At 42.2% G+C, this 21,696-nt stretch carries 23 protein-coding genes and 2 pseudogenes; 17 read left to right on the plus strand and 8 right to left on the minus strand.

Going from position 1 to position 21,696, the window contains the following annotated elements; translation table 11 throughout:
• The 4 genes from CYP84_RS07565 to mraY all read right to left on the minus strand — a co-directional run.
• A partial coding sequence (locus CYP84_RS07565) for a hypothetical protein (RefSeq protein WP_141089204.1) occupies positions 1-1,041 on the minus strand: 1,041 nt, incomplete at its 3' end.
• Between the two features lie 148 nt (positions 1,042-1,189).
• The gene (gene murD, locus CYP84_RS07570) at positions 1,190-2,407 is read right to left on the minus strand and encodes a UDP-N-acetylmuramoyl-L-alanine--D-glutamate ligase (protein WP_103637152.1); all 1,218 of its coding nucleotides are present in this window, start codon (positions 2,405-2,407) and stop codon (positions 1,190-1,192) included.
• Positions 2,408-2,411: 4 nt separating this feature from the next.
• Positions 2,412-2,927, minus strand: coding sequence for a hypothetical protein (locus CYP84_RS07575; RefSeq protein ID WP_103637153.1), 516 nt, complete (start codon positions 2,925-2,927; stop codon positions 2,412-2,414).
• A 3-nt stretch (positions 2,928-2,930) separates the two neighbouring features.
• Positions 2,931-3,995 (minus strand): phospho-N-acetylmuramoyl-pentapeptide-transferase, encoded by a 1,065-nt coding sequence (mraY, locus tag CYP84_RS07580; RefSeq protein ID WP_103637154.1) that lies wholly within the window; start codon positions 3,993-3,995, stop codon positions 2,931-2,933.
• A 79-nt stretch (positions 3,996-4,074) separates the two neighbouring features.
• On the opposite strand from mraY, the gene gpmI reads away from it, so the two are divergent.
• The 7 genes from gpmI to CYP84_RS07615 all read left to right on the plus strand — a co-directional run bounded on the left by gpmI (position 4,075) and on the right by CYP84_RS07615 (position 10,735).
• Positions 4,075-5,538, plus strand: a complete 1,464-nt coding sequence (gene gpmI, locus CYP84_RS07585; protein WP_103637155.1) for a 2,3-bisphosphoglycerate-independent phosphoglycerate mutase — start codon at positions 4,075-4,077, stop codon at positions 5,536-5,538.
• Between the two features lie 36 nt (positions 5,539-5,574).
• Complete coding sequence (gene fabG / locus CYP84_RS07590) at positions 5,575-6,318, plus strand: 3-oxoacyl-ACP reductase FabG (RefSeq protein WP_103637156.1); 744 nt, start codon at positions 5,575-5,577, stop codon at positions 6,316-6,318.
• An 86-nt stretch (positions 6,319-6,404) separates the two neighbouring features.
• Entirely contained in the window at positions 6,405-6,638 is a 234-nt protein-coding gene (acpP, locus tag CYP84_RS07595) for an acyl carrier protein (RefSeq protein WP_002941395.1), read from the plus strand.
• A gap of 34 nt (positions 6,639-6,672) precedes the next feature.
• Complete coding sequence (locus tag CYP84_RS07600; RefSeq protein WP_021085320.1) at positions 6,673-7,884, plus strand: beta-ketoacyl-ACP synthase II; 1,212 nt, start codon at positions 6,673-6,675, stop codon at positions 7,882-7,884.
• Position 7,885: 1 nt separating this feature from the next.
• On the plus strand, positions 7,886-8,821 hold the full coding sequence (gene accA, locus CYP84_RS07605) for an acetyl-CoA carboxylase carboxyl transferase subunit alpha (protein ID WP_087582860.1): 936 nt from the start codon (positions 7,886-7,888) through the stop codon (positions 8,819-8,821).
• Positions 8,822-9,026: 205 nt separating this feature from the next.
• Positions 9,027-9,881 (plus strand): CbrC family protein, encoded by an 855-nt coding sequence (locus tag CYP84_RS07610; RefSeq protein WP_103637157.1) that lies wholly within the window; start codon positions 9,027-9,029, stop codon positions 9,879-9,881.
• An 11-nt stretch (positions 9,882-9,892) separates the two neighbouring features.
• Positions 9,893-10,735: a YwqG family protein gene (locus CYP84_RS07615; RefSeq protein WP_103637158.1), complete on the plus strand. Its 843-nt coding sequence runs from the start codon at positions 9,893-9,895 to the stop codon at positions 10,733-10,735.
• A 484-nt stretch (positions 10,736-11,219) separates the two neighbouring features.
• Here CYP84_RS07615 and CYP84_RS07620 read toward each other — a convergent pair whose 3' ends face one another.
• The 4 genes and pseudogenes from CYP84_RS07620 to CYP84_RS07635 form a co-directional block, all read right to left on the minus strand.
• Complete coding sequence (locus CYP84_RS07620) at positions 11,220-11,441, minus strand: hypothetical protein (RefSeq protein ID WP_258033914.1); 222 nt, start codon at positions 11,439-11,441, stop codon at positions 11,220-11,222.
• Between the two features lie 129 nt (positions 11,442-11,570).
• Positions 11,571-11,986, minus strand: a pseudogene (locus tag CYP84_RS07625) (cyclophilin-like fold protein).
• 17 nt (positions 11,987-12,003) lie between these two features.
• A pseudogene (locus tag CYP84_RS07630) lies at positions 12,004-13,152 on the minus strand (iron-containing alcohol dehydrogenase).
• A 46-nt stretch (positions 13,153-13,198) separates the two neighbouring features.
• Entirely contained in the window at positions 13,199-14,173 is a 975-nt protein-coding gene (locus tag CYP84_RS07635) for an alpha/beta hydrolase (RefSeq protein WP_258033916.1), read from the minus strand.
• Between the two features lie 271 nt (positions 14,174-14,444).
• On the opposite strand from CYP84_RS07635, the gene CYP84_RS11070 reads away from it, so the two are divergent.
• The 10 genes from CYP84_RS11070 (at position 14,445) to fliR (ending at position 21,687) form a co-directional block, all read left to right on the plus strand.
• A complete protein-coding gene (locus CYP84_RS11070; RefSeq protein WP_258031120.1) occupies positions 14,445-14,993 on the plus strand; it encodes an AraC family transcriptional regulator in 549 nt (182 codons plus the stop codon).
• Complete coding sequence (locus CYP84_RS11075; protein ID WP_258031119.1) at positions 14,957-15,352, plus strand: helix-turn-helix domain-containing protein; 396 nt, start codon at positions 14,957-14,959, stop codon at positions 15,350-15,352. The genes CYP84_RS11070 and CYP84_RS11075 overlap by 37 nt, the downstream gene beginning before the upstream one ends.
• Positions 15,353-15,455: 103 nt before the next feature.
• Positions 15,456-16,070: a riboflavin synthase gene (locus CYP84_RS07645; protein ID WP_103637159.1), complete on the plus strand. Its 615-nt coding sequence runs from the start codon at positions 15,456-15,458 to the stop codon at positions 16,068-16,070.
• A gap of 10 nt (positions 16,071-16,080) precedes the next feature.
• Entirely contained in the window at positions 16,081-16,809 is a 729-nt protein-coding gene (locus tag CYP84_RS07650; RefSeq protein WP_103637160.1) for a polyphenol oxidase family protein, read from the plus strand.
• Positions 16,790-16,999, plus strand: coding sequence for a hypothetical protein (locus CYP84_RS07655; protein WP_002941393.1), 210 nt, complete (start codon positions 16,790-16,792; stop codon positions 16,997-16,999). Before CYP84_RS07650 ends, CYP84_RS07655 begins: the two co-directional genes overlap by 20 nt.
• 10 nt (positions 17,000-17,009) lie before the next feature.
• A complete protein-coding gene (iadA, locus tag CYP84_RS07660; protein WP_103637161.1) occupies positions 17,010-18,149 on the plus strand; it encodes a beta-aspartyl-peptidase in 1,140 nt (379 codons plus the stop codon).
• Positions 18,150-18,339: 190 nt separating this feature from the next.
• Complete coding sequence (rpsB, locus tag CYP84_RS07665) at positions 18,340-19,128, plus strand: 30S ribosomal protein S2 (RefSeq protein WP_085658056.1); 789 nt, start codon at positions 18,340-18,342, stop codon at positions 19,126-19,128.
• Positions 19,128-20,192 carry a translation elongation factor Ts gene (gene tsf / locus CYP84_RS07670; RefSeq protein ID WP_103637162.1) on the plus strand — a complete coding sequence of 355 codons (1,065 nt, stop codon included), beginning with the start codon at positions 19,128-19,130 and terminating at the stop codon, positions 20,190-20,192. The genes rpsB and tsf overlap by 1 nt, the downstream gene beginning before the upstream one ends.
• A complete protein-coding gene (locus CYP84_RS07675; RefSeq protein ID WP_103637163.1) occupies positions 20,192-20,836 on the plus strand; it encodes an ABC transporter ATP-binding protein in 645 nt (214 codons plus the stop codon). The genes tsf and CYP84_RS07675 overlap by 1 nt, the downstream gene beginning before the upstream one ends.
• Positions 20,837-20,925: 89 nt before the next feature.
• Entirely contained in the window at positions 20,926-21,687 is a 762-nt protein-coding gene (fliR, locus tag CYP84_RS07680) for a flagellar biosynthetic protein FliR (RefSeq protein WP_012140268.1), read from the plus strand.
• Positions 21,688-21,696 lie beyond the last annotated feature (9 nt).

The following is a 21,696-nucleotide window of genomic DNA, read 5'->3' on the forward strand; positions in this document are numbered from 1 at the left end:
TCTTCTTTTTAAGAGCTTATTTATCCTTGAAGCGTTAGATGTAGAAGAGGATGTTAAATTTACGCAGTAGATATTTTCGGTCTCAAATTTCTTTGATGTCTCAGAGCTCAAAAGAGAATTTAGCTTACCAGCAAATGGCTTAAATAGCCCATCACACTTTGAAGCAGTACTGTTTGATCTCTCTTCGTCTTTTTGCATAAATTCTAAGTGAGTGACGTCCTCTTTATGCTCTTTGCCGTTTTTGTCTTTTGTTACATACATAGCTTTAGAGATATTTAGGTGGGTAAAGATGTCTATACACTCGCCAAAGCTGACGCGCTCCATGCTAGCCGTGCTAGATGAGTCGCTTAGAGCTCTATTGTTTTCGTCTGACTCGTAAAGGCCAAACTGAGCTGAGATCTTTTGTCTTAAAAGTTTAAGGTTGTGTGGATTATCACCGCTAAAGCTCTCGTGAGCTAGCCAAAACCACGCTTTAAAGCGACTTTTACTCTTGATGTATTTTGCTAAAGCTGGGTCGATATTTTTCTTGCTACTTATGTGAAGCAGGGCTAAAAGCGCCACATGCTCTTTTGAGATCTGTGACGTCCCAGATGAAGTGAGCTTGACCTCTTCTAAATTTGCAAGCGACGAGCCTCTTAACTTCTCTTTTATATCAGCCACTAGTAACTTTAGCTTTGACTCTAAAATGGCATTTAGCTGCTCATCTTGGCTAAATTTAAACTCAGGCAACTCTGCGCCGTAAGCGGCCCTTGCAGCATTATTTATATCGTTAAAAAGCTTCTCTATATCTATCTTTGAAGCCACGGTTTTTGTTGTAGTGTTGGTTATGGTTTTTCTAATAGCCTCAATCACTTTTGCTTTGTTGGTACCATAAATTTGAGTACATATCGCGTCTAAATCGTCCTTTAGGTCAAAGCTATATCCCATAAGTAGCTTGTCGTCAGAGATGAAAGGCTTATTGATGTCGGCACTATATGATAGTTTGATGATATCTATTAAGTTTTCTTTAAAATTTGCATCATTTCTAGGGGTAATTGGCATAAAATTCTTCCTTAATTTTTTCGCCAAATATTAGCATAAACTTAAAAAGTATTCAATAAAAAACTCTTATAGAGAAAATTTTTGCTTTTTTCTTTAAATTTAGTGACAAAATTTAGACAAAGCGCCAAGATCTAAAAATAGCTTAAAATCAAAGAGCCCTTATAAACTCTTTAAATTTATCTCCTCGCTCGGCATAGCTCTTAAACTGATCAAGGCTCGCAGCTGCTGGGCTTAGAAGCGCTATCTCTCCTTTTTTTAGCTCTTTGCTTATCTCATTTACAGCATTTTGCAAAAAGTCGCATTTTAGGGCAGGCACGTTAAATTTAGCAGCTAAATTCATAAGTTTGTCACTATTTGAGCCGATGGCGTAAATTTTGACTTTAAGAGCCTTTAAAATTTCAAATAGCTCATCCATGCTAACGCCCTTGTCATCGCCACCTAAGATTAGGTGCATAAAGTGATCTTTGTAGCGTTTTACGGCTTGAATGCTCGCATCTATGTTGGTCGCTTTTGTGTCATTTACCCAGGTTCGACCCTTGTTATCAGTAAATTCTTCAAGCTTGTTTGCTTCAATAACAAAGGTGTTTAAAAGCTCCACATCACAGCGGTCAAATAAAATTTTCTCCACCGCAAGTGCCAGCAGTGCATCAAGTAAAAACGGCGTTTTAAAGGCTATATCGCCCAAATTTACACCGCAAAATTTAGCCAAGTCGCTCTCATCTTTATAGGCGATCACTTTGGCTTTTGTAGGCGTTTTAGCGTAAATTTCAGGCACGATAGCTACGCTCGTTTCACTCATGCTAGCAAGCGGCTTAAGCTTTGCCTTTTCGTACTCGCTCATGTTGCCATGCCAGCTTAGATGATCTGGAGTGATCGGCAAAAGCACGTAGATACCAGGTGTTGCGCGGTTTGTGTAGTGCAGGGTAAATGAGCTAGTCTCAAGTATCCAAATTTTAGCGTGCGGGTCTAAATTTGCTAGCGCGATGCCGACGTTTCCGCCCATGACTGAGCCTTTGCTCTCTAGCAGGTGCTGCATCATCTTTGTGGTCGTCGTCTTGCCGTTTGTGCCGCTTATCCAGACATTAAATGGCAAATGCGCCTTGTAAATTTCATAAAAATAGTCATATTCGCTGATTAAATTTTTAGCTTTTTTGATAAGCTCGTGGTGAGGCGGGATGCCAGGGCTTGGTATCTCTAGGCCGCTCTTTGCTGGGTCAAATTCGCTAACTGGCAAAAGAGCATTGCCAAACTCATCCTTTGAAGCTTCACTAAATTTATCATCATAGATGTCCCAAAGTCCGTCATTTACGAAGTTTTTAGCGATAGCCTTTGTCGTGCCACCATAGCCAAATAGTGATTTTCTCATGCTTTTATCCTCTTTTGCCCCATAAAATTTCTACTATCTCGTTAGCACTTAGCTCACGCATCACGCCCTCTATCTCGCGGCGCTCAAAGAGCTCAAAGCTAAATGTTTTGGCAAAATTTAGCTTTAAAAACTCTGCAAAATATGCACCTTTGCAGGCAAATGTCACTCTTGCGTAAAATGCCTCTAAAAAGTCATCATCAAATTCAGCCACAGGCGCCAACATGCGCTCCACGATCTCGCTAAGCTCGTCTTTTGTTATATCAGCCACCACTTTTGGCTCTGGCAAGGCGATATCAAAGGCGAGATTTTCAGCGCCCTCAGCCTCCCACCACTCATGCAGGCTAAATTTACTCATATCCTTGCCGCTTATCTTGGCTAGACGCTGCTCTACCTTGCGGTACTCTTCGCCGTCCTCATCGCCAAATTCGTCGCAATAGTCGGTGTAGGCTAAAATTTGCTCCAAAATTTCATCATACTTTTTTCTAGCACTCTCAAAGTCAGGCTCTATCTGCGCTCGCATGATCTACCTGATCTTTAGCGCGGTCAGTGCGATCAAATTTGCTAAAAGCGCGATGATCCAAAAGCGCACGATGATCTTGTTTTCAGCCCAGCCTTTGATCTCAAAATGGTGATGTATAGGTGCCATTAAGAAAATTCTGCGTTTAAAAATTTTAAAGCTGCCCACCTGCAAGATGACGCTTAGCGTTTCAACGACAAAGATGAGGCCGATGATGATGAGTAAAATTTCATTTTTGGTCGCAACGCCCATAAAGCCGATATATGCGCCAACGCTAAGGCTGCCGCTATCGCCCATAAAGACCTCGGCCGGATGGCAGTTAAACCACAAAAAGCCCATGAGTGAGCCAATTAGCGCAGAGGCTACAACGACGCTCTCGCCAACGCCTGCTATCTTTGGTAAAAGTAGGTATGAGCTAAAGACAGCGTGGCCGCAAATGTAGGCAAAAACGCCAAGAGTTAGAAGCGAAAATATCGATGGTACGGCGGCAAGTCCGTCAAGTCCGTCTGTTAAATTTACCGCATTTGAGGCTGCGACGATGACTAGTGTCCAAAAGAAAATGGCAAAAATTTTCATGTCAAAGATCGGCTGCTTGTAAAATGGCAGGTAAAACTCGGTGTTTAGCTCTTTGCTAAAGTAGAGAAATGCTGCGAGCAAAAAAGCGATTGAAAACTGAAAAAAGAGCTTTGCCCTTGGGCTTAGGCCGGCGTGGTTTTTCGCACCTAAAATTTTGCTGTAGTCATCCTTGTAGCCAAGCAAAGTAAAGCAAACTAGGCAAAAGAGCGATGCTAACACAAAGGCGTTATCAAGCCTAGCACAGATGATCGTGGCGATCACAGCCGTAAAGACAAAGACAAGTCCGCCCATGGTTGGCGTTTTGGCCTTTTTTTGGTGAGTTTGCGGGGCAAGTTCATAGATAGGCTGGGCGGCGTTTTTTGCCTTTGCCCAAGCGATAAATTTAGGCATCAGATAAGCTGTCAAGATAAATGCTATGAAAAAAGCGATGCCAGCGCGAACGGTGATATACTGAAAGATATTAAAATTTAAAATTTCATAGATATAGTAAAACATAGGGGCCTTTATTTTAAAAAAAAGCAATTTTAGTATAATGGCCTTAAAAATTATCTAAATTTAAGGATAAAATTTAAAAATGGCTCAAAAAACTATACTTATAATAACTGATGGCATTGGATCAAATAAAAATGGCAAATTTAATGCATTTGAGGCGGCCAAAAAGCCAAACTACGATAAATTTTTTAAAGAAATTCCAAACTCGCTCATAAAAACCTCTGGAAACGCTGTGGGACTACCTGAAGGGCAGATGGGAAATAGCGAAGTAGGGCACATGTGCATAGGAAGCGGTCGAGTTTTATATCAAAATTTGGTCAAAATTTCACGTGCTTTTGCTGACGGCTCGCTAGCAGAAAATGAAGCGCTAAAAGCTCTTTTTAAAAAGTGCAAAAAAATTCACGTCATAGGGCTTTATAGCGACGGTGGCGTGCACTCTCACATGGAGCATTTTGATGGCATGTGCGAGCTTGCTAGCAAAAGTGGCTGCGAAGTTTTTGCCCACGCTATCACCGACGGACGTGACGTTAGCCCAAATAGCGGTCTAAATTTCATAAAAAGCTTGGAGGCTAAATTTAAGGTAGCGACCGTTTGCGGGAGATTTTATGCGATGGATAGAGATAAACGCTGGGAGCGCGTAAAAGAGGCCTATGATAGCCTAGTAAATGGGGCAAATTTAAGTGATCTAGCACCAAGCGAGTATCTGCAAAAAAGCTACGACGAGGGCGTGACTGACGAGTTTGTAAAGCCAGCAAGTTTTAATGGTTTTAAGGGCATGGGCAAAGATGACGGCGTGATCTTTATAAATTTTAGAAATGATAGAGCAAGAGAGATTTGCGAGGCTTTGGGTGAAGAGAAATTTAGCGAGTTTGAGCGACCTTTTGCTATCAAGAATCTAATCACCATGACCGAATACGACGCAAATTTTAAATTTGAAGTGCTATTTAAAAATGAAAAGATAAAAAACACCCTAAGCGAGGTCATAGCAGCGGCTGGACTAAGGCAGCTTCACACGGCAGAGACTGAAAAATACGCCCACGTAACTTTTTTCTTTAATGGTGGCGTTGAAGAGCCAGCTAGCAACGAAACTAGGGTGCTCATCCCTAGTCCAAAAGTAAAAACATACGACGAAAAGCCAGAGATGAGCGCTGCTGAGGTTTGCAAAGCCGTGCTAAAGGGCATGGATGATGAGCAAGACTTCATCGTGGTAAATTTCGCAAATGGCGATATGGTGGGACACACTGGTAACTACGAGGCCGCTATAAAAGCAGTCGAAGCGGTGGATAGGGCTCTTGGAGAAATTTACGCCAAGGCAAAAGAGAAAAACTACGCGATGATCATCACGAGCGATCATGGAAACTGCGAAGAGATGCGTGATAGCAGTGGCGAGCTACTGACAAATCACACTACCTATGACGTCTTTTGTTTTGTGATGGCTGATGGGGTTAAGGAGCTAAAAAATGGCGGTCTAAATAACATCGCGCCTAGCGTTTTAAAGCTCATGGGGCTTGAGATCCCAGCTGAGATGGACGAGGCGTTATTTTAAATTTGATAATATAAGCAAAATTTATAAGGAGAATCTATGAAATTTAGCGGAAAAAACGTGCTAATAACAGGTGCAAGCAGAGGTATCGGCGCACAGATTGCAAAGACGCTTGCAAGTATGGGCTTAAAAGTGTGGATAAACTACCGCTCAAAGCCTGAGATAGCAGACGCTTTGCAGGCTGAGATCGAGCAAAATGGCGGCAAGGCTGCGGTGATAAAATTTGACGCGACAGACGAAGATGAGTTTATAAAAGGTATAAATTTGATAGTCGATAGCGACGGTGAACTAAGCTACCTTGTAAATAACGCTGGTATCACAAATGACAAGCTAGCGCTTCGCATGAAAACTAGCGAATTTACAGATGTGATAAATGCAAATTTAACTTCAGCTTTTATAGGATGTAGAGAGGCTTTAAAAGTGATGAGTAAAAAGCGTTTTGGAGCGGTCGTAAACGTCGCATCTATCGTTGGCGAGATGGGAAATGCTGGGCAGGTGAATTATTCAGCCAGCAAGGGCGGACTAATCGCCATGAGTAAGAGCTTTGCAAAAGAGGGCGCAAGTAGAAATATCCGCTTTAACAGCGTAACTCCGGGCTTTATCGAGACTGATATGACACATGGGCTAAGTGATGAGGTGAAAAAAACTTATAGCGATAATATCCCGCTAAAACGCTTTGGCAGCGCTAGTGAGGTGGCCGAGGCTGTGGCATTTTTACTAAGTGATCACGCTAGCTACGTGACTGGTGAGACGCTAAAAATAAACGGCGGACTTTATATGTAATGAAATTTGAACAAGTTTTGAAATTTAAAATAAATAAAAGCGTAAATATTATAAGATAACAGACATTTTTTATAAGGAGACCTTAAATGGCAGTATTTGAAGACGTAAGAGACGTAGTTGTAGAGCAACTAAGCGTAGATCCACAAGCGGTAAAACTAGAGTCTAAAATCATCGAAGATTTAGGCGCTGATTCACTTGACGTTGTAGAGCTAGTTATGGCTTTAGAAGAGAAATTTGAAGTAGAAATTCCTGATAGCGAAGCAGAGAAATTAGTAAGCATTCAAGACGTTGTAAATTATATAGAAAAACTAGGCAAATAATTTAAATTTGCATAGTTTGATTTAAGGAGATGTATTGAAACGAGTCGTTGTAACTGGTATTGGCATGATAAACGCACTTGGTCTTGATAAAGAGAGCTCTTTTAAGGCTATTTGCGAGGGTAAAACAGGTGTGAAAGAGATCACGAGCTTTGATGTAAGCGAATTCCCTGTTAAAATTGCTGCCGAGATAACTGATTTTGATCCAAATAGCATTTTAGACGGCAAAGAGGTGAAAAAAGTAGATCGTTTCATACAGCTTGGCATAAAAGCATCTAACGAGGCTATGGCTGATGCAAATTTTAAAGAGTTTGACGCTCATAAATTTGGCGTTAGTTCAGCGGCTGGTATAGGTGGTTTGCCAAATATTGAGAAAAACTCAATCACATATTTTGAAAAAGGCGTAAAGAGAATTTCGCCATTTTTCATCCCATCTGCACTTGTAAATATGCTAGGTGGCATAGTTTCAATAAACCACGGACTAAAAGGTCCAAATTTATCAAGCGTAACAGCTTGTGCAGCAAGCACTCATGCGATATCACAAGCCGCAAAATGCATAATGATCGGTCAAGCAACAAATATGCTAGTTATCGGCGCCGAATCAACTATCTGTGGCGTTGGCATAGGTGGTTTTGCAGCGATGAAAGCGCTATCAACTAGAAATGATGAGCCAAGTAAGGCATCAAGACCATTTGATGCAAACCGCGATGGCTTTGTAATGGGCGAGGGCGCTGGCGCGCTTGTGCTTGAAGAGTATGAGTCAGCTGTTGCAAGAGGTGCTAAAATTTACGCTGAAGTAGTTGGCTTTGGTGAGAGCGGAGATGCACACCATATCACGTCACCAACACTTGAAGGTCCATTAAGCGCGATGAAGCAAGCACTTGATATGGCAAAAGGCGTAAAGATAGACTATGTCAATGCGCATGGTACTTCAACACCAGTAAATGATAAAAATGAGACAGCTGCATTAAAGGCTGTTTTTGGTGATAAGTGCCCACCAGTTAGTTCAACCAAAGGTCAGACTGGACACTGCTTGGGCGGTGCTGGTGCGATCGAAGCCGTCATATCTATAATGGCAATGAGAGATGGCATCATCCCTCCAACGATAAACTACGAAACGCCAGATCCAGACTGTGATCTAGACTACGTTCCAAATAAAGCTAGAAAAGCTGATATAAAAGCTGTTATGAGCAACTCATTTGGCTTTGGCGGAACAAACGGCGTCGTGATATTTAAAAAGTTGGATTAAGATGTCAAATTATTTAGATTTTGAAAAGAGCATAAAGCAGATTGATGAAGATATAGCAAATGCTAAGATCAGAGGCGATGAACATGCTGTTGAAATTTTAAATAAGAACCTATCTAAAGAGATATCAAAAGTATATAAAAATTTAAACGAATATCAACGTTTGCAACTTGCTCGTCACCCAGATAGACCATACGCTATTGATTATATAAATTCATTTTTAGTTGATGGCTATGAGATCCATGGCGATAGGGCATTTCGCGATGACCCAGCAATAGTCTGCTACATCGGCTATATCGGAGGCAAAAAGACTGTCGTTATAGGCGAGCAAAAAGGTCGTGGCACTAAAAATAAACTAAAAAGAAATTTTGGTATGCCTCATCCGGAGGGTTACCGAAAGGCTTTACGCGTAGCAAAATTGGCTGAAAAATTTAACCTACCTATCTTATTTTTGATAGACACTCCGGGCGCATATCCTGGTGTTGGCGCTGAAGAGCGAGGTCAAAGTGAGGCCATAGCTAGAAATTTATTTGAATTTGCAAATTTAAAAACTCCAATAATAGCTGTCGTTATCGGCGAAGGCGGAAGTGGCGGTGCTTTAGCAATAGGCGTGGCTGATAGACTTGCTATGATGAAAAACTCTGTCTTTTCAGTCATCTCACCAGAGGGTTGTGCAGCGATACTTTGGAACGACCCAGCCAAACAAGAGCAAGCTACAAAATCTATGAAGATAACGGCTGATGACTTAAAAAATTTATCGCTTATAGATGATGTGATAAACGAGCCGATAAATGGAGCTCATAGAGATAAAGACGGTGCCGCTAAAGCACTTGCAAACTACTTCATCTCAGAACTAGCCGAGCTTGAGAAGCTTGATATAAACGAGCTTGTTGCAAAAAGAATAGACAAAATCCTCTCTATCGGGGCTTACGAAGAGTAAAATTTATAGTCGCAAGTAAGTTGAAAGTTTAAGTAAATTCGCTTGTGACTCTCCTTTGTATCAAAACTTAATGTGTCCTTTTCTAAATTTTAAAAATTAAACAATTTTATATTTTTATCCCACTCTTTTAAATTTTAATAACTCATCTATGCGACTTTTAAGTCTTTAAAGCTAAAATTCTTAGCAAATTTCATAAAGGCTATTTGTGGATAAATTTCAAGAAAAATATATAAACCTCTCAAAAGATTACTACAAAAATAACGGCAATGTGGCGAGCGTGGAGGCTTTGTATCAGTTCAAAGAAGAGCTTGAGACAAGCGAGGATATGCAGGCAAAGAGCGTTTTAGTCGATATTTATCAACTTTTGTCTATGCAAAAGAGTGCTTACGAGCTACTTTTAAAGATACACGATAAAAACGACAAAAAGCAGCTAAAAACGCTTGGTTACCTTGCGCAGTTTTTGGATGAGGGCGACAAATGGGCAGTGCCAAGGCCAAAGAGCAAAGAGCAAATTTTAGCCCAAAAGGCAAAGGCTGCCACCTTGCCAAAATTTCGCTATCACCCAGAGCCATTAAAAACTGGCGCATTTAAAGATGATATGAGTGTAGTCTGCGAGTGTTGCGGCAAAAACACAGAAATTTATTACAACAATGGCGTCTATAGCGAGCAAGACGTCACCTATCTTTGCCCAGCTTGCATTGCAAATGGCGCAGCTGCTAAGAAATTTGACGCTACATTTGTGCAAGACGCCGACAAGCTTGCCACGGATGACGCCAAAAAAGATGATGAGCTTTTTAGAAGAACACCTGGCTATGAGAGCTGGCAGGGCGAACACTGGGTGGTGTGCTGTGATGATTATTGCGCATTTTTAGGCGATGTGGGCACAAAGGAGCTTGAGGAGCTCGGCATCGCAGACGAGGTTTTTGATGACTACACAAAAAGGGATAAGTATGACGTGAAAATGGCGCGCGAGATGCTCGTGGCGGGCGGCAACTTTGCTGGGTATTTGTTTCGCTGCTTACACTGCAAAAAGTATCACATCTACATTGATGCTTGCTAGAAAGGAAAAATATGGATCTAAATGAAATTGCAAAAGGCTGCAAAGAGCGCGGCTTGGATGGGCTTTTTGAGTTCTTAAAGCCAATGGCCAAAAATGCTATAAAGATAGATGCGCAGGCTAGAGATGACGGTGATATCGCTGTTGGAGCGTCTAAATTTGGCGGGCAGCCAGATCTGCCAGCTAGCGTGTCTTGGCCCTCAAATGAAAACGGCGCGCTTAGCTTTGTGGCGCAGATAAATTTTACTGAAGTCAGCAAATTTGACACCGACGGGTTACTACCAAAAAGTGGCATGCTCTATCTTTTTTATGATATAAATTTGCGTGTTTGGGGTTACGACCCTGCTGATAAAAAGGGCTTTGCTGTGATCTTTAGTGAGGCAGCTCAAGACCAGCTTGCTCGCCAAAACATGGAGGGCGGAAATTTCACATTTGGCGCACGCTCTCTTAGCTTTAAAAACGAGCTAAATTTGCCAAGTTTACAAAGCTCGCTCGTGCCATTTGGCAAATTTAGCGAGGAGCAGTGGGAGGCATATCACGAGATTATCGAGCCAAGCTGGCAGGCCAAAGAAAACAAGCTCCTTGGCCACTCTGACAACATCCAAGATGGCATGGAGCTAGAGTGTGAACTCGTGGCAAATGGCCTTGACTGCGGCGATGGTAGCGCTTATCACCACCCAAATATCGCTGAGTTTGAGAAAAATGCCGCCCAGTGGCAGCTGCTTTTGCAGATAGATAGCGACTGGGATAGCGACATGGACTGGGACGGAGAGGGCAGAGTTTATCTGTGGATAAAGAGGGACGACCTAGCGGCGCGCGACTTTAGCAAGACGTGGCTAGTTTTGCAGACGAGCTAGGGGCGAAATTTAGCCAAAAGCTTTTGATATGCGTCTGGTAGTAAAATTATTATTGCTGTTTTTGGCGAGCCATATAAATTTAGCGCTTAGAATATGTAAATTTAAAGGCAAATGGTAGATGAAATTTATACTAGCTAGATCAAATTTAAATTTTTTATAATTTACCGCTAGCCAAATTTACCTTGCAAGTGACTTTTGCTACCAAACTAGCGGCTCATCGCTAAAATTTCCAGCGCCCTTTATGTTCTTTAAATTTCTGCTCGCTAATCATCTCGCTCTTTGAGTGAATTTTTGCTATCTTTTAGCTATACTAGCAATTTTTTGGTGCAACCACTAAAAAGCTAGTCCTGTTGCACAAAGTGCTTCATTTTGCTGCATAAGATCTTTTTATCGTCATTGGCAAATAAAATATACCAAAATCAAAGATAAATTTTTGATCAATTTCGCATTTTTCTTCATTTAAATGCTTTATCCACGTTATTTTTTACTGTCCGCTGCGCCAGTGTAAATTTTGCCCTGCGTGATGTGTATGCCGCGCCGTGCGAACTCCGCGCGGAAAATGCACTAGCGCTGCTCCTGCGTTTGCATAAGGTGTCGCACCAAAAAGCAGCGTGACTTTTGGCAGACCGCCTGCAAAAATTTTACTGCTCACCTTGTCATAGACGGCGAGATCTTCTTTTTTAACCAAAATTTGTGTTTCTTGCATCTTTTCTCCCTTGTTTATTTTTTGCGATTTAGCACGCCACCGTGCTTAAATTTTTAAGACCTTTACTATATGACTGTAAATTTAATGACAAATTCAAAGCCAAAATGCAAAAACTGCCTAAAATTTATATTATTTTACTAGCTCGATCTTGGTCTGCCCGTCTTTTACGACCGAACTCATGTCGCCCTCGATCACCCCCAAGCGTACGATGCCTTCATAATATGGCTGGTAGCCGTAGTAGATGACAAAGTTGTTCCACGGAGCAAAGTAGGAGATCTCGCTTTTTTGCCGTCGCTGCCGCTCGGAGCGCCCCTTGTATCAAGCGGTTTTGGCAGCTTAGCGATCTTTTCGTGTCCGCCGTAGTCCTCTAAATTTAGCGTTAGCGGCAGCTGTGCGGCAAAGCTTCTTGCTGCTGCCGTATCGTCTAGGATAGCCGTTGCTTCGCCGTTAGAGCTCTTTAGGATTATCTTTAAATTTTGCATTTTCTCTCCTGCTGCCAAATTTAACCCCGCAAAAAGCATAAAGATGGCTAAAATTTTTCTCATTTTGACTCACTTTAAATTTATTTTGCAAGTTCAAGGATTTGGACGATATTTTTCTTTGGATAGAGCTCTTGCATCGCCCACGCCTTTGCGTTTTCATAGGCAACACCCGCGATCTCATTTATAAGCGCCTCGCTATCTATCTTTAGCTGCGATAGATTTGTTGGAGTGCCTATTTTGTCAAACCACGCTTTTAGCGCCTCTATGCCCTCATCTGCCGTTTTAAGCCCAAAAATTTCTCTCGCAAAACGCTCAAATACGCCTAAATTTCTATCCTTATACCACTTCATCCACGCAGGCATAACCACACTTAGTCCAGCTCCGTGCGCACAGTCTGTTACTGCACTCATCGCATGCTCGATCATGTGGTTTGGATACTCGACGCCTGAAGTGCCGACCATAGTTATGCCATTTAGCGCCATCGTCGCAGCCCAGGCAAACTCAGCTCTAGCGTCGTAGTCATCAGGGTTTGCGAGTAAAATTTCAGTCGTTCGGATGATAGTTTTGATGTTTGCTTCTACCTGCATTCTGGCGATTAGCGGATAGTTTGTAGCCGTGAAATAGCCCTAGATGCTGTGCGCGATAACGTCGCTTGCGCTATAAACTAGATAGTCGCGGCTGACGGTGGCTTGTAGCTGCGGGTTTACGACAGATACTTTTGGGAAAAGGCACGGCGCGCCCAGATGAAGCTTTAGTTTAGCAGCTTCGTTAGTCACGACGCCGTTTTGATTCATCTCAGAGCCAGCTGCCGCTAGTGTGATGATGTCAAATACCATGAGCGACTCGGCCGGATTTTTACCTACGAAAAAGTCCCACACGTCGCAATCGTATTTAGCTCCGGCAGCGACTGCCTTTGCAGAGTCTAGCACAGAGCCACCGCCAACAGCTAGCACGCTATCAGCGCCAAATTCACGGGCTATTTTGATCGCTTCATTTACTTTGCTTAGCACCGGGTTTGATTTCACACCGCCAAGCTCAGTAAATTCGATGCCATTTGCCTTTAGATTATCTGTTGCTACGCCAAGCAGTCCGCTCTTTTTTACGCGTTCGCTACCGTATAGTACAAGGGCTTTTTTAGCACCAAATTCTCTCATATACTCGCCGATATGAGCCTCTTTGCCTTTGCCAAATTCTATTCTTACTGGGTTATAAAATGTAAAATTTTCCATTGTTTTCCTTTCTAAATTTACCCCCACAAGGTGCAGGGGTAGCGGTTTATTTCAAATTTGCTTTGAAAAATTCCTCAAATTTATCGTATGGGATCTTGTTGTTTTTATTGTCGTATAGATCTGTATGCACAGCGCCAGGGACGATAACTAGCTCTTTGTTTTTATTGCCAAGAGATTTAAAGGCGTCCTCGCTAAAGTATCTTGAGTGCGCTTTCTCGCCGGCTACGATAAGAGTCGGAGTTCTCATCTCGCTTGCGTAGGCAAGGATTGGCATATTTATAAACGAGATAGGATTTGTATTGGTCCAGCCGCTATCTCCGCTGTTTGAATTTACAGAGCGTTTGTGATAGCCGCGTGGCGTGCGGTAATAGTCTGCATACTGAGCGACAAACTGTGGCGTGCTTGCGTCTATCTTTTTTGGATCAACGTTTATCGCACCAGTATATGCTGGTTTGCCATTTTGGAGATCGAGCCAGCGTTGCTCGGCTATCTTCTTTTTAGTTTCATATCTCTCATCGGCGCCCACGCTATCGTTGTAGCCTTTTGCCATCACTCGCGTCATATCATACATCGTGCTGGTTGCAACCGCCTTTATGCGAGGATCGGCAAGAGCTGCGTTTAGAGCAAAACCGCCCCAGCCGCATACGCCTAAAATGCCGATTTTATCTCGGTCTATATTGCTCTGGGTGCCTAGAAAATCCACCGCCGCACTAAAATCATCAGTGTTTATCTCTGGACTTGCTAAATTTCTTGGCTCGCCGCCGCTCTCTCCGGTGTAGCTTGGATCAAAAGCAAGCGTGATAAAGCCGCGCTCGGCTAAAGTTTGGGCGTAAAGGCCGCTTGATTGCTCTTTGACTGCGCCAAAAGGTCCGCTAACTGCGATCACAGCTGCTTTGCCATGCAAATTTTTAGGCGTATAAAGATCGCCTACTATCTCAACACCATAACGATTTTTAAATTTAACTTTCTTGTGATCTACCTTATCGCTTTTAGCGAAAACTTTGTCCCACTCGCTTACCATCGATACCGCCTCTAGCGGTGATTTTGCTACGTTTGTGCTAGCCACTAAATTGCCTCCTAAAATAAAACTTGACGCTACAAGCGCCGACATAAATTTTTGATATTTTGGCGAGCTTTGGTTTTTGCTTGTCTCAAATATTGTTTTATTGTGATGCATTATATCTGTATTGTAAATTTTACGTTAGAACGATCCTCTAAATTTCATGCCTAATCCTGCAAAATTTCTAAAAAGCTGTATAATCTTGCAAAATTTGACTTGGCGGAGAGCGAAAATGGCTGATGTAAATTTACTAAAAGAGCAGACAAAAGAGTTTTTATTAGATAGATACGGCATAGTGGGATCTACGCAAAGCAACATTGGCTCGCTTGACTTTTATATCAGTGATAAAACGCATGATTTTATCAGCACGGTTTATGAGCCGTCTTTGTGCATAATACTGCAAGGAGCAAAGGCAATCGGCTTTGGCGATGAGATGTATGGATATGACGAGCGAACCTACGCGCTAGCCTCTACTCATGTGCCCTTAAATGTAAGCCTAACAGACGCCTCAAAAGAGAAGCCCTACATCTCGCTTTGCATTAAATTTAGCCTAGATGAGGTCTATGAAGTGCTAAAAGGCGTGGATGTAAAAGAGCAGAGCCTACAAAAAAGTGAAAAAGGCATATTTTTTGGCGAGCTAACGGATGAGATTTTAGAGCCTGTTTTGAGGTTTGTTTGGTTACTAGAAAAGCCAAAAGATAAGGTCAAATTTCTCTCAGACCTTGCTAAAAAGAGATACTTTACATGCTCGCAACAAACGACAAAAGCGGCTATTTTTTAAGTAAATTTGCGATGCAAGGTAGCGTTTCAAATAAAATTTCAAAAGCCGTAGCAAAGATAAAAAACGAGTTTTCGCAAAAGCTAAGCATGAAAGATGTCGCTAGAGAGTGCGATATGAGCGAGTCTTCGCTATATCATAACTTCAAAATCGTAACCTCGCTAAGCCCAGTAGCCTTTAAAAAAAAGATCCGCCTTGAAGAGGCTAAAAACCTGCTCGTAAATAAAAATATCGGCGTTGCGCAGGCTGCATTTGACGTGGGATATGAGAGCGTGTCGCAGTTTAGCCGCGAATACGCAAGGATGTTTGGCATGCCACCTAAAGTTCATAGCGAAATTTTACGCTCTGGCGTGGCGTCATAAATTTATTTTGGTGTGGTTTAAATTTCACAAAACTAGCAGAGCTATCCATGCGCCAAATTTAGGCAAAATTTAGTAAAATCCTTAAAAAATTTAAAGGCAAAATATGTTTAATGGCTTAATCAGGGAGCTTGCCGAGGTCATTAGCTACTCGCAAAATGTTTTACGGCTAAAGGCAAAATTTCGTCCAAATTTAGGCGACAGTATCGCAGTAAATGGCGCTTGCTTGAGCGTCATAAAACTATATAATGATGGCTTTAGCGTGGAGCTAAGCGCAGAGAGCAGGGCAAATGTCGCGGTTGAAAATTTAAGTGGCTTGGTGCATATCGAGCCAGCGATGAAGCTTGGAGAGCGCGTAGATGGGCATTTAATGCAAGGGCACATCGACTTTATCGGCGTGATCTCGGCTATAAAAAAGCATGAAAATGGCGTTGATTTCTACATAGACTTGCCACGTGAGGCGATGGCTCTGATGGCAAATAAAGGCTCGGTGGGCGTTGAGGGCGTGAGCCTTACGATAAATGAAATTTTGCCAAAGGGCATAAGACTAACCATCATACCGATCACATTTAGAGATAGCCTTTTTGGCACTTTCAAGGTTGGCAGGCGAGTAAATATCGAGAGCGACTTGCTGGCTCGCTATGTGGCTAGTATGCTTGAGGCTAAGCAAAATAGCGGCCTTAGCTGGGACGAGGTCGAGAGAATTTCAAGCCTCTACTAAGTGAGCGAAGATGCGTGAAAATTTAGATATCGTTTTTGATAAAAATGGCATCACGGCTGGCTTTACAAACAGGCTTGGCGGTGTGAGTGAAGGTAAATTTAGCTCGCTAAATTTGGGCGATCACGTGGGTGATGAGCCAAGAGATGTCATCAAAAATAGAGAAATTTTGGCTAAAAATTTAGGCGTTAGGCAGCTTAAATTTATGAAGCAGATCCACTCGGACAAGGTTTTTGTCCTTGAAAACGAGGAGGACGAGCTGCCAGAGTGCGACGCTGTGATCACAAATTTAAGTGATGTGGGCATCTGCGTCTTGGTGGCTGACTGCTCGCCAGTTGTGATGATAGATGAGAGGCGGGGCGCTATCTGCGTGGCTCATGCAGGCAGAGCTGGCGTGATGCTAAAAATTTGCACAAAAGCAGTTAAGCTTATGGGAGAGAAATTTGGCTCAAGAGCGGGCGAGATGAGCGTCTTTGTCGGAGCAAATATAAAGGGCAGCTGCTACGAGGTGGGCGAGCTTGATCTTGGGGAATTTAACGCATATAAGATAGGTAGAAATTTTGATATGAACGCAGCCTTGAGAGATGAATTTGGCGCACTTGGGGTTAGAAATTTAAACTTTAGCGAGGTCTGCACGCACTGCGACGAGAGATATTTTTCATACCGAAGAGACGGCGCGTGTGGCAGATTTTGCGGATTTGCAGTGAAATTTAAGGATAAAAATGGGATACGAGAGCTTTAAAAATCCACTAGCGGCAAAAATAGCTCAAAACGCTAGAAATTTGGGCTTTGAGCAGCTTATGAATGAAGAGTTTGTGCAGATGCTACTTAGCTCAAAAAAGATGGAGCTAAGCGCCGTGGATAGGGAAAATATCGAGCAAATTTTTATAAAACTGATGGAGATAGAAGAAAAAGTTCAACTTAGCAAATAAAGGAGAAAAGATGCTTTTACTTAAAAATGCTAATCTATACACGCCAAAATTTCTTGGCAAGTGCGATGTTTTGGTAGGTGGCGGTAAAATTTTAGCCATTGGCGAGGGGCTAAGCTTTAGCGTAGAAGGGCTTAGCGTTTACGACCTAAAGGGCAAGGTTTTGGCTCCAGGCCTCATTGATCAGCACGTGCACATCACGGGTGGCGGCGGCGAGGCTGGATATCACTCAAGAACGCCTGAGATCACGCTTAGCCAGATCGTAAAATACGGCACGACGACGCTTGTTGGCGTTTTGGGGACTGACGGGGTTACTAGAAGCTTGGAAAATCTCTACTCAAAGGCAAAAGCGCTCGAGTTTGAGGGCATCTCGACCTTTATACACACCGGCTCATACGCAAGCCCCTGTGTGACATTTACCGGCGACATCGCAAAGGACCTCATACTAATCGACAAGGTGATCGGCGTCAAGATCGCACTGACCGACAACCGCGGCAGCTACGTCTCAAAAGAGGAGCTTATAAAGATATTAAGCAAAATTCGCATAGGCGGCATGGTCTCTAAAAAAGGCGGCGTGCTCCACATGCATATGGGCGGACTGAGTGAGAAATTTGACAACGTCTTCAAGGTGATAAAAGACTATGAATTCCCAGTTCATTACTTCTCGCCGACACACTGCGCTAGGACGAAAGACCTGTTTAACGAGGCTTTGAAATTTCAAAAAATGGGCGGAAACATCGATATCACAAGCGGCGGAAGTAAATTTGCCCCGCTTCATGAGGTGGTAGCTTACGGCCTTGAAAATGGGCTAAATTTAGAGCGCCTAACGATGAGCTCAGACGGCAACGGCAGCGTGCCTAAATTTAACGAAAATGGCGAGCTTGTCGGATATGGCTGCGCATCATGTGCGTCAAATTTAGAGGTATTGCAAGCTTTGGTAAGAAATAAAATTTTAAACGTAGAAGATACCTTGGCTTTGATGAGTAAAAACGTGGCAAAATATCTAAATTTAAGCCAAAAAGGCGAAGTGAAAGTTGGCAATGACGCTGATCTTTGTGTCTTTGATGAGGAGCTAAATTTATACGACGTGATCGCAAAAGGCGAGTTTTGTGTTAAAGATGAAAAGGTCGTTAAAAAAGGCTTTTTCGAGTAAATTTATGAAAATTTGAGCTTTATTTGTAGCTAAAGAAATCTTTAAATTTAGCTTCAATAAAGCCAAGTTTCAATATAATCCAAGCTTTATTTCACACACGACAATCCTAAATTTGGTTGTGCGAAAGCATTAATGGTCGTGGAGGATAAAACTAAATTCAAGGCAAAATGCCTAAAACAAGGAGAAACTCATGGTAACTATGAGAGATTTATTAGAGTGTGGCGTACATTTTGGTCACCAAACACGCCGCTGGAACCCAAAGATGAAAAAATTTATCTTTGGCGAGAGAAAAGGTATCTATATCATAGATCTACAAAAGACTATCCGCTACTTCCGCTACACTTACAACATCGTTCGTGACGCAGCTGCTGAAGGTAAGTCAGTGCTATTTGTCGGTACTAAAAAACAAGCTATCGACGCTATAAAAGAGTACGCTGAAAAATGTGGAATGCCTTATGTAAATCACCGCTGGTTAGGTGGTATGATGACAAACTTCGGTACTATCCGCCAGTCTATCCGCAAACTAGAAGTTATCGAGGCTATGGAAGAAGATGGTTCGATAAATTTACTAACTAAAAAAGAGGCTTTGATGCTTCGCCGCAAAAAAGAGAAGCTTATCGCAACTCTAGGTGGTATCCGCAATATGAAAAGCCTACCTGATATGATATTTGTTGTTGATACAGTTAAAGAAAAGATCGCTGTTCAAGAGGCAAACCGCCTAAAAATCCCAGTTGTAGCACCAATAGATACAAACTGCGATCCTGACGTTGTTGATTATCCTATCCCAGGAAACGACGACGCGATCCGCTCTGTTCAGCTTTTCTGCCAAGAGATGGCTGAGGCGATCAACGAGGGCAAATCACTTCTAGAGCAAGATGGTGGCGAGCAAGCTGCTGGCGAAGAAGTAAGCCAAGATGAGAAAGATGCAGTTGTAGCTGAGGCTATGAGCGAAGAAGACTTTGGCGAGGACGAAGAGTAATGGAAATAACTGCACAAATGGTAAAAGAGCTCCGCGAATCAACCGGAGCTGGCATGATGGACTGCAAAAAGGCACTTGGCGAAGCAAATGGCGACATGGAAAAAGCTGTTGATATCCTTCGCGAAAAGGGCCTAGGTCAAGCTGCTAAAAAGGCTGACCGCCTTGCAAGTGAGGGCTTAGTAAGTGTTGAAGTTTGCTCAAAATGCAAAAAAGCAACTATCAGTGAGATCAACTCTGAGACCGACTTTGTCGCTAGAAACCCACAGTTTCAAGCGCTTGCAAAAGACACAACAGCTCACATCCAAACAAGTGGCATAAAAACAGTTGAAGAGCTAAATACAAGCACTTTAAATGGTGTTAAATTTGAAGAATATTTCAAAACTCAGATCGCAACTATCGGCGAAAACCTTGTAGTTCGCCGCTTTGAGACTATTAGCGCTGATGATAAGGGCGTGGTAAATGGCTATGTTCACTCAAATGGTCGTGTTGGCGTGCTTATTGGTGCGGCTTGCGAAAGTGCTGAAGTTGCAAACAAAGCAGCTGAATTTATAAGAAATTTATGTATGCACGCAGCTGCTATGAAGCCAAGCGTTATAAGCTACAAAGACCTTGATAAAGAGTTTGTTGAGAAAGAATTTATCGCACTTCGCGCCGAACTTGAAAAAGACAATGAAGAGCTAAAACGCCTAGGTAAGCCACTTCACCATATCCCTGAGTATGCTAGCCGCTGCCAGATAGGCGACGCAGAGCTTGCAAAAGCTACAAAAGCGATCGAAGAAGAGCTAAAAGCTGAGGGCAAACCCGAGAAAATTTGGGACAAGATCATCCCTGGCAAGATCGAGAGATTTTACGCTGATAACACAGTGCTTGACCAACGCCTTACACTTTTAGGCCAGTTTTATGTAATGGACGATAAAAAGACTATCGAACAAGTTATCGAAGAGAAGAGCAAAGAGCTTGGCGGCAAGATCGAAATCGTAAAATACGTTCGTTTCGAGCTTGGCGAAGGCTTAGAGAAAAAAGTAGATGACTTTGCTGCAGAAGTTGCTGCTCAAATAGGCTAATGGAAATTTTAAGAGCGTCTAATCTAGGCTTTGCGTATGATTATACGCTCTTTAACAATATAAATTTAACTCTCAATCAAAAACAAAGCATCGCGATAACTGGTGTTAGCGGTTGTGGCAAATCAACGCTTTTACACATACTTTCAACACTTTTAAAACCAAATTTTGGCGAGGTCATCTATCAAGATAGATCGATCTATGAGCTTTCTCAAAACGAGCTTTTGGCCATTAGAAGGCTTCATTTTGGCATTATTTTTCAGTCGCACTATCTTTTTAAAGGCTTTAGCGCTTATGAAAATATCGAGCTTGCAAGCATCTTATCTGGCGAAAATATAGAAAAAAATGATCTTGAAGCGCTTAAAATTTCAAGTGTAATAAATCAAAAAGTTGGCGAACTAAGTGGTGGCCAACAGCAGCGTGTCAGCATCGCTAGAGTGCTTACCAAAAAGCCAAAGATCATCTTTGCAGACGAGCCAACGGGCAACCTTGATAAGCAAACGGCAAATGAAGTGATGCAAGTTTTATTTGAGTACATAAATGAAAATAACGCTGCCCTTGTTCTAGTCACTCACGACAACGACCTAGCCGCGAAATGCGACAACTCATACAAGCTTGAAAATAAAGAGCTTGTGCAAATTTCTTAAAATTTAGCTTCAAATTTCTAAAAACGACCACATAAATTTAAAAACAAAGTAAAATTTTGTAAAATTAGCAAAAATTTAAAAAGAGCAAAATGGAACTAGTAGAATTTTTTGGAGCTGATAAGACCATAGTTTTTATGCTTTTATTTGCACGCCTAAGCGGTCTCATCGTTTTTTTTCCATTTTATTCGCACAATCAAATTCCTCTTAGCGTAAAAACGCTTTTAGTTTTTGTTCTTTGTGTCGTGCTTTTTCCTCTCTCAAAAGCTCATGAAAACTCTATAAATTTCCTAGTCGGTGAGATACTTGGCGAGGTGATGCTGGGTCTTAGTGCAGGACTTATGCTAACCATCATATTTGCCACGCTTCAAATGGCAGGCGAGCAAATCTCGATGGTCATGGGCTTTTCGATGGCATCGGTGCTTGACCCACAAACTGGTACAAACTCTCCAGTCATAGCAAACCTTATAAATTTCATAGCACTGCTAACATTTTTGGCATTTGATGGACATCATTTGCTCCTTCAGTTTTACGCTAGCTCACTTGCTGTGGTGCCACTTGGCGACTTTTATCCACGCCCTGGCATCATGAGCTATGCGATAAATTTATTTACAAATTTGTTTATGTTTGGCTTTATCATGTCATTTCCTATCATCGCGCTTTCTTTGCTCTCAGACTCCATTTTTGGCATGCTCATGAAGACGATGCCGCAGTTTAACCTACTAGTCATCGGCTATCCTATCAAAGTGACGATTGGATTTTCCGTTTTGATAGCCATTTTAGCAGGCATTATGAAGATCATGAGCGACCTACTTTTAAAAGTGATAAATGATCTGCCAGCTCTGTTTTTTTAAGAAAATAGC

The organism is Campylobacter concisus (genome assembly GCF_002912425.1).
Taxonomy (GTDB): Bacteria; Campylobacterota; Campylobacteria; order Campylobacterales; family Campylobacteraceae; genus Campylobacter_A; species Campylobacter_A concisus_AH.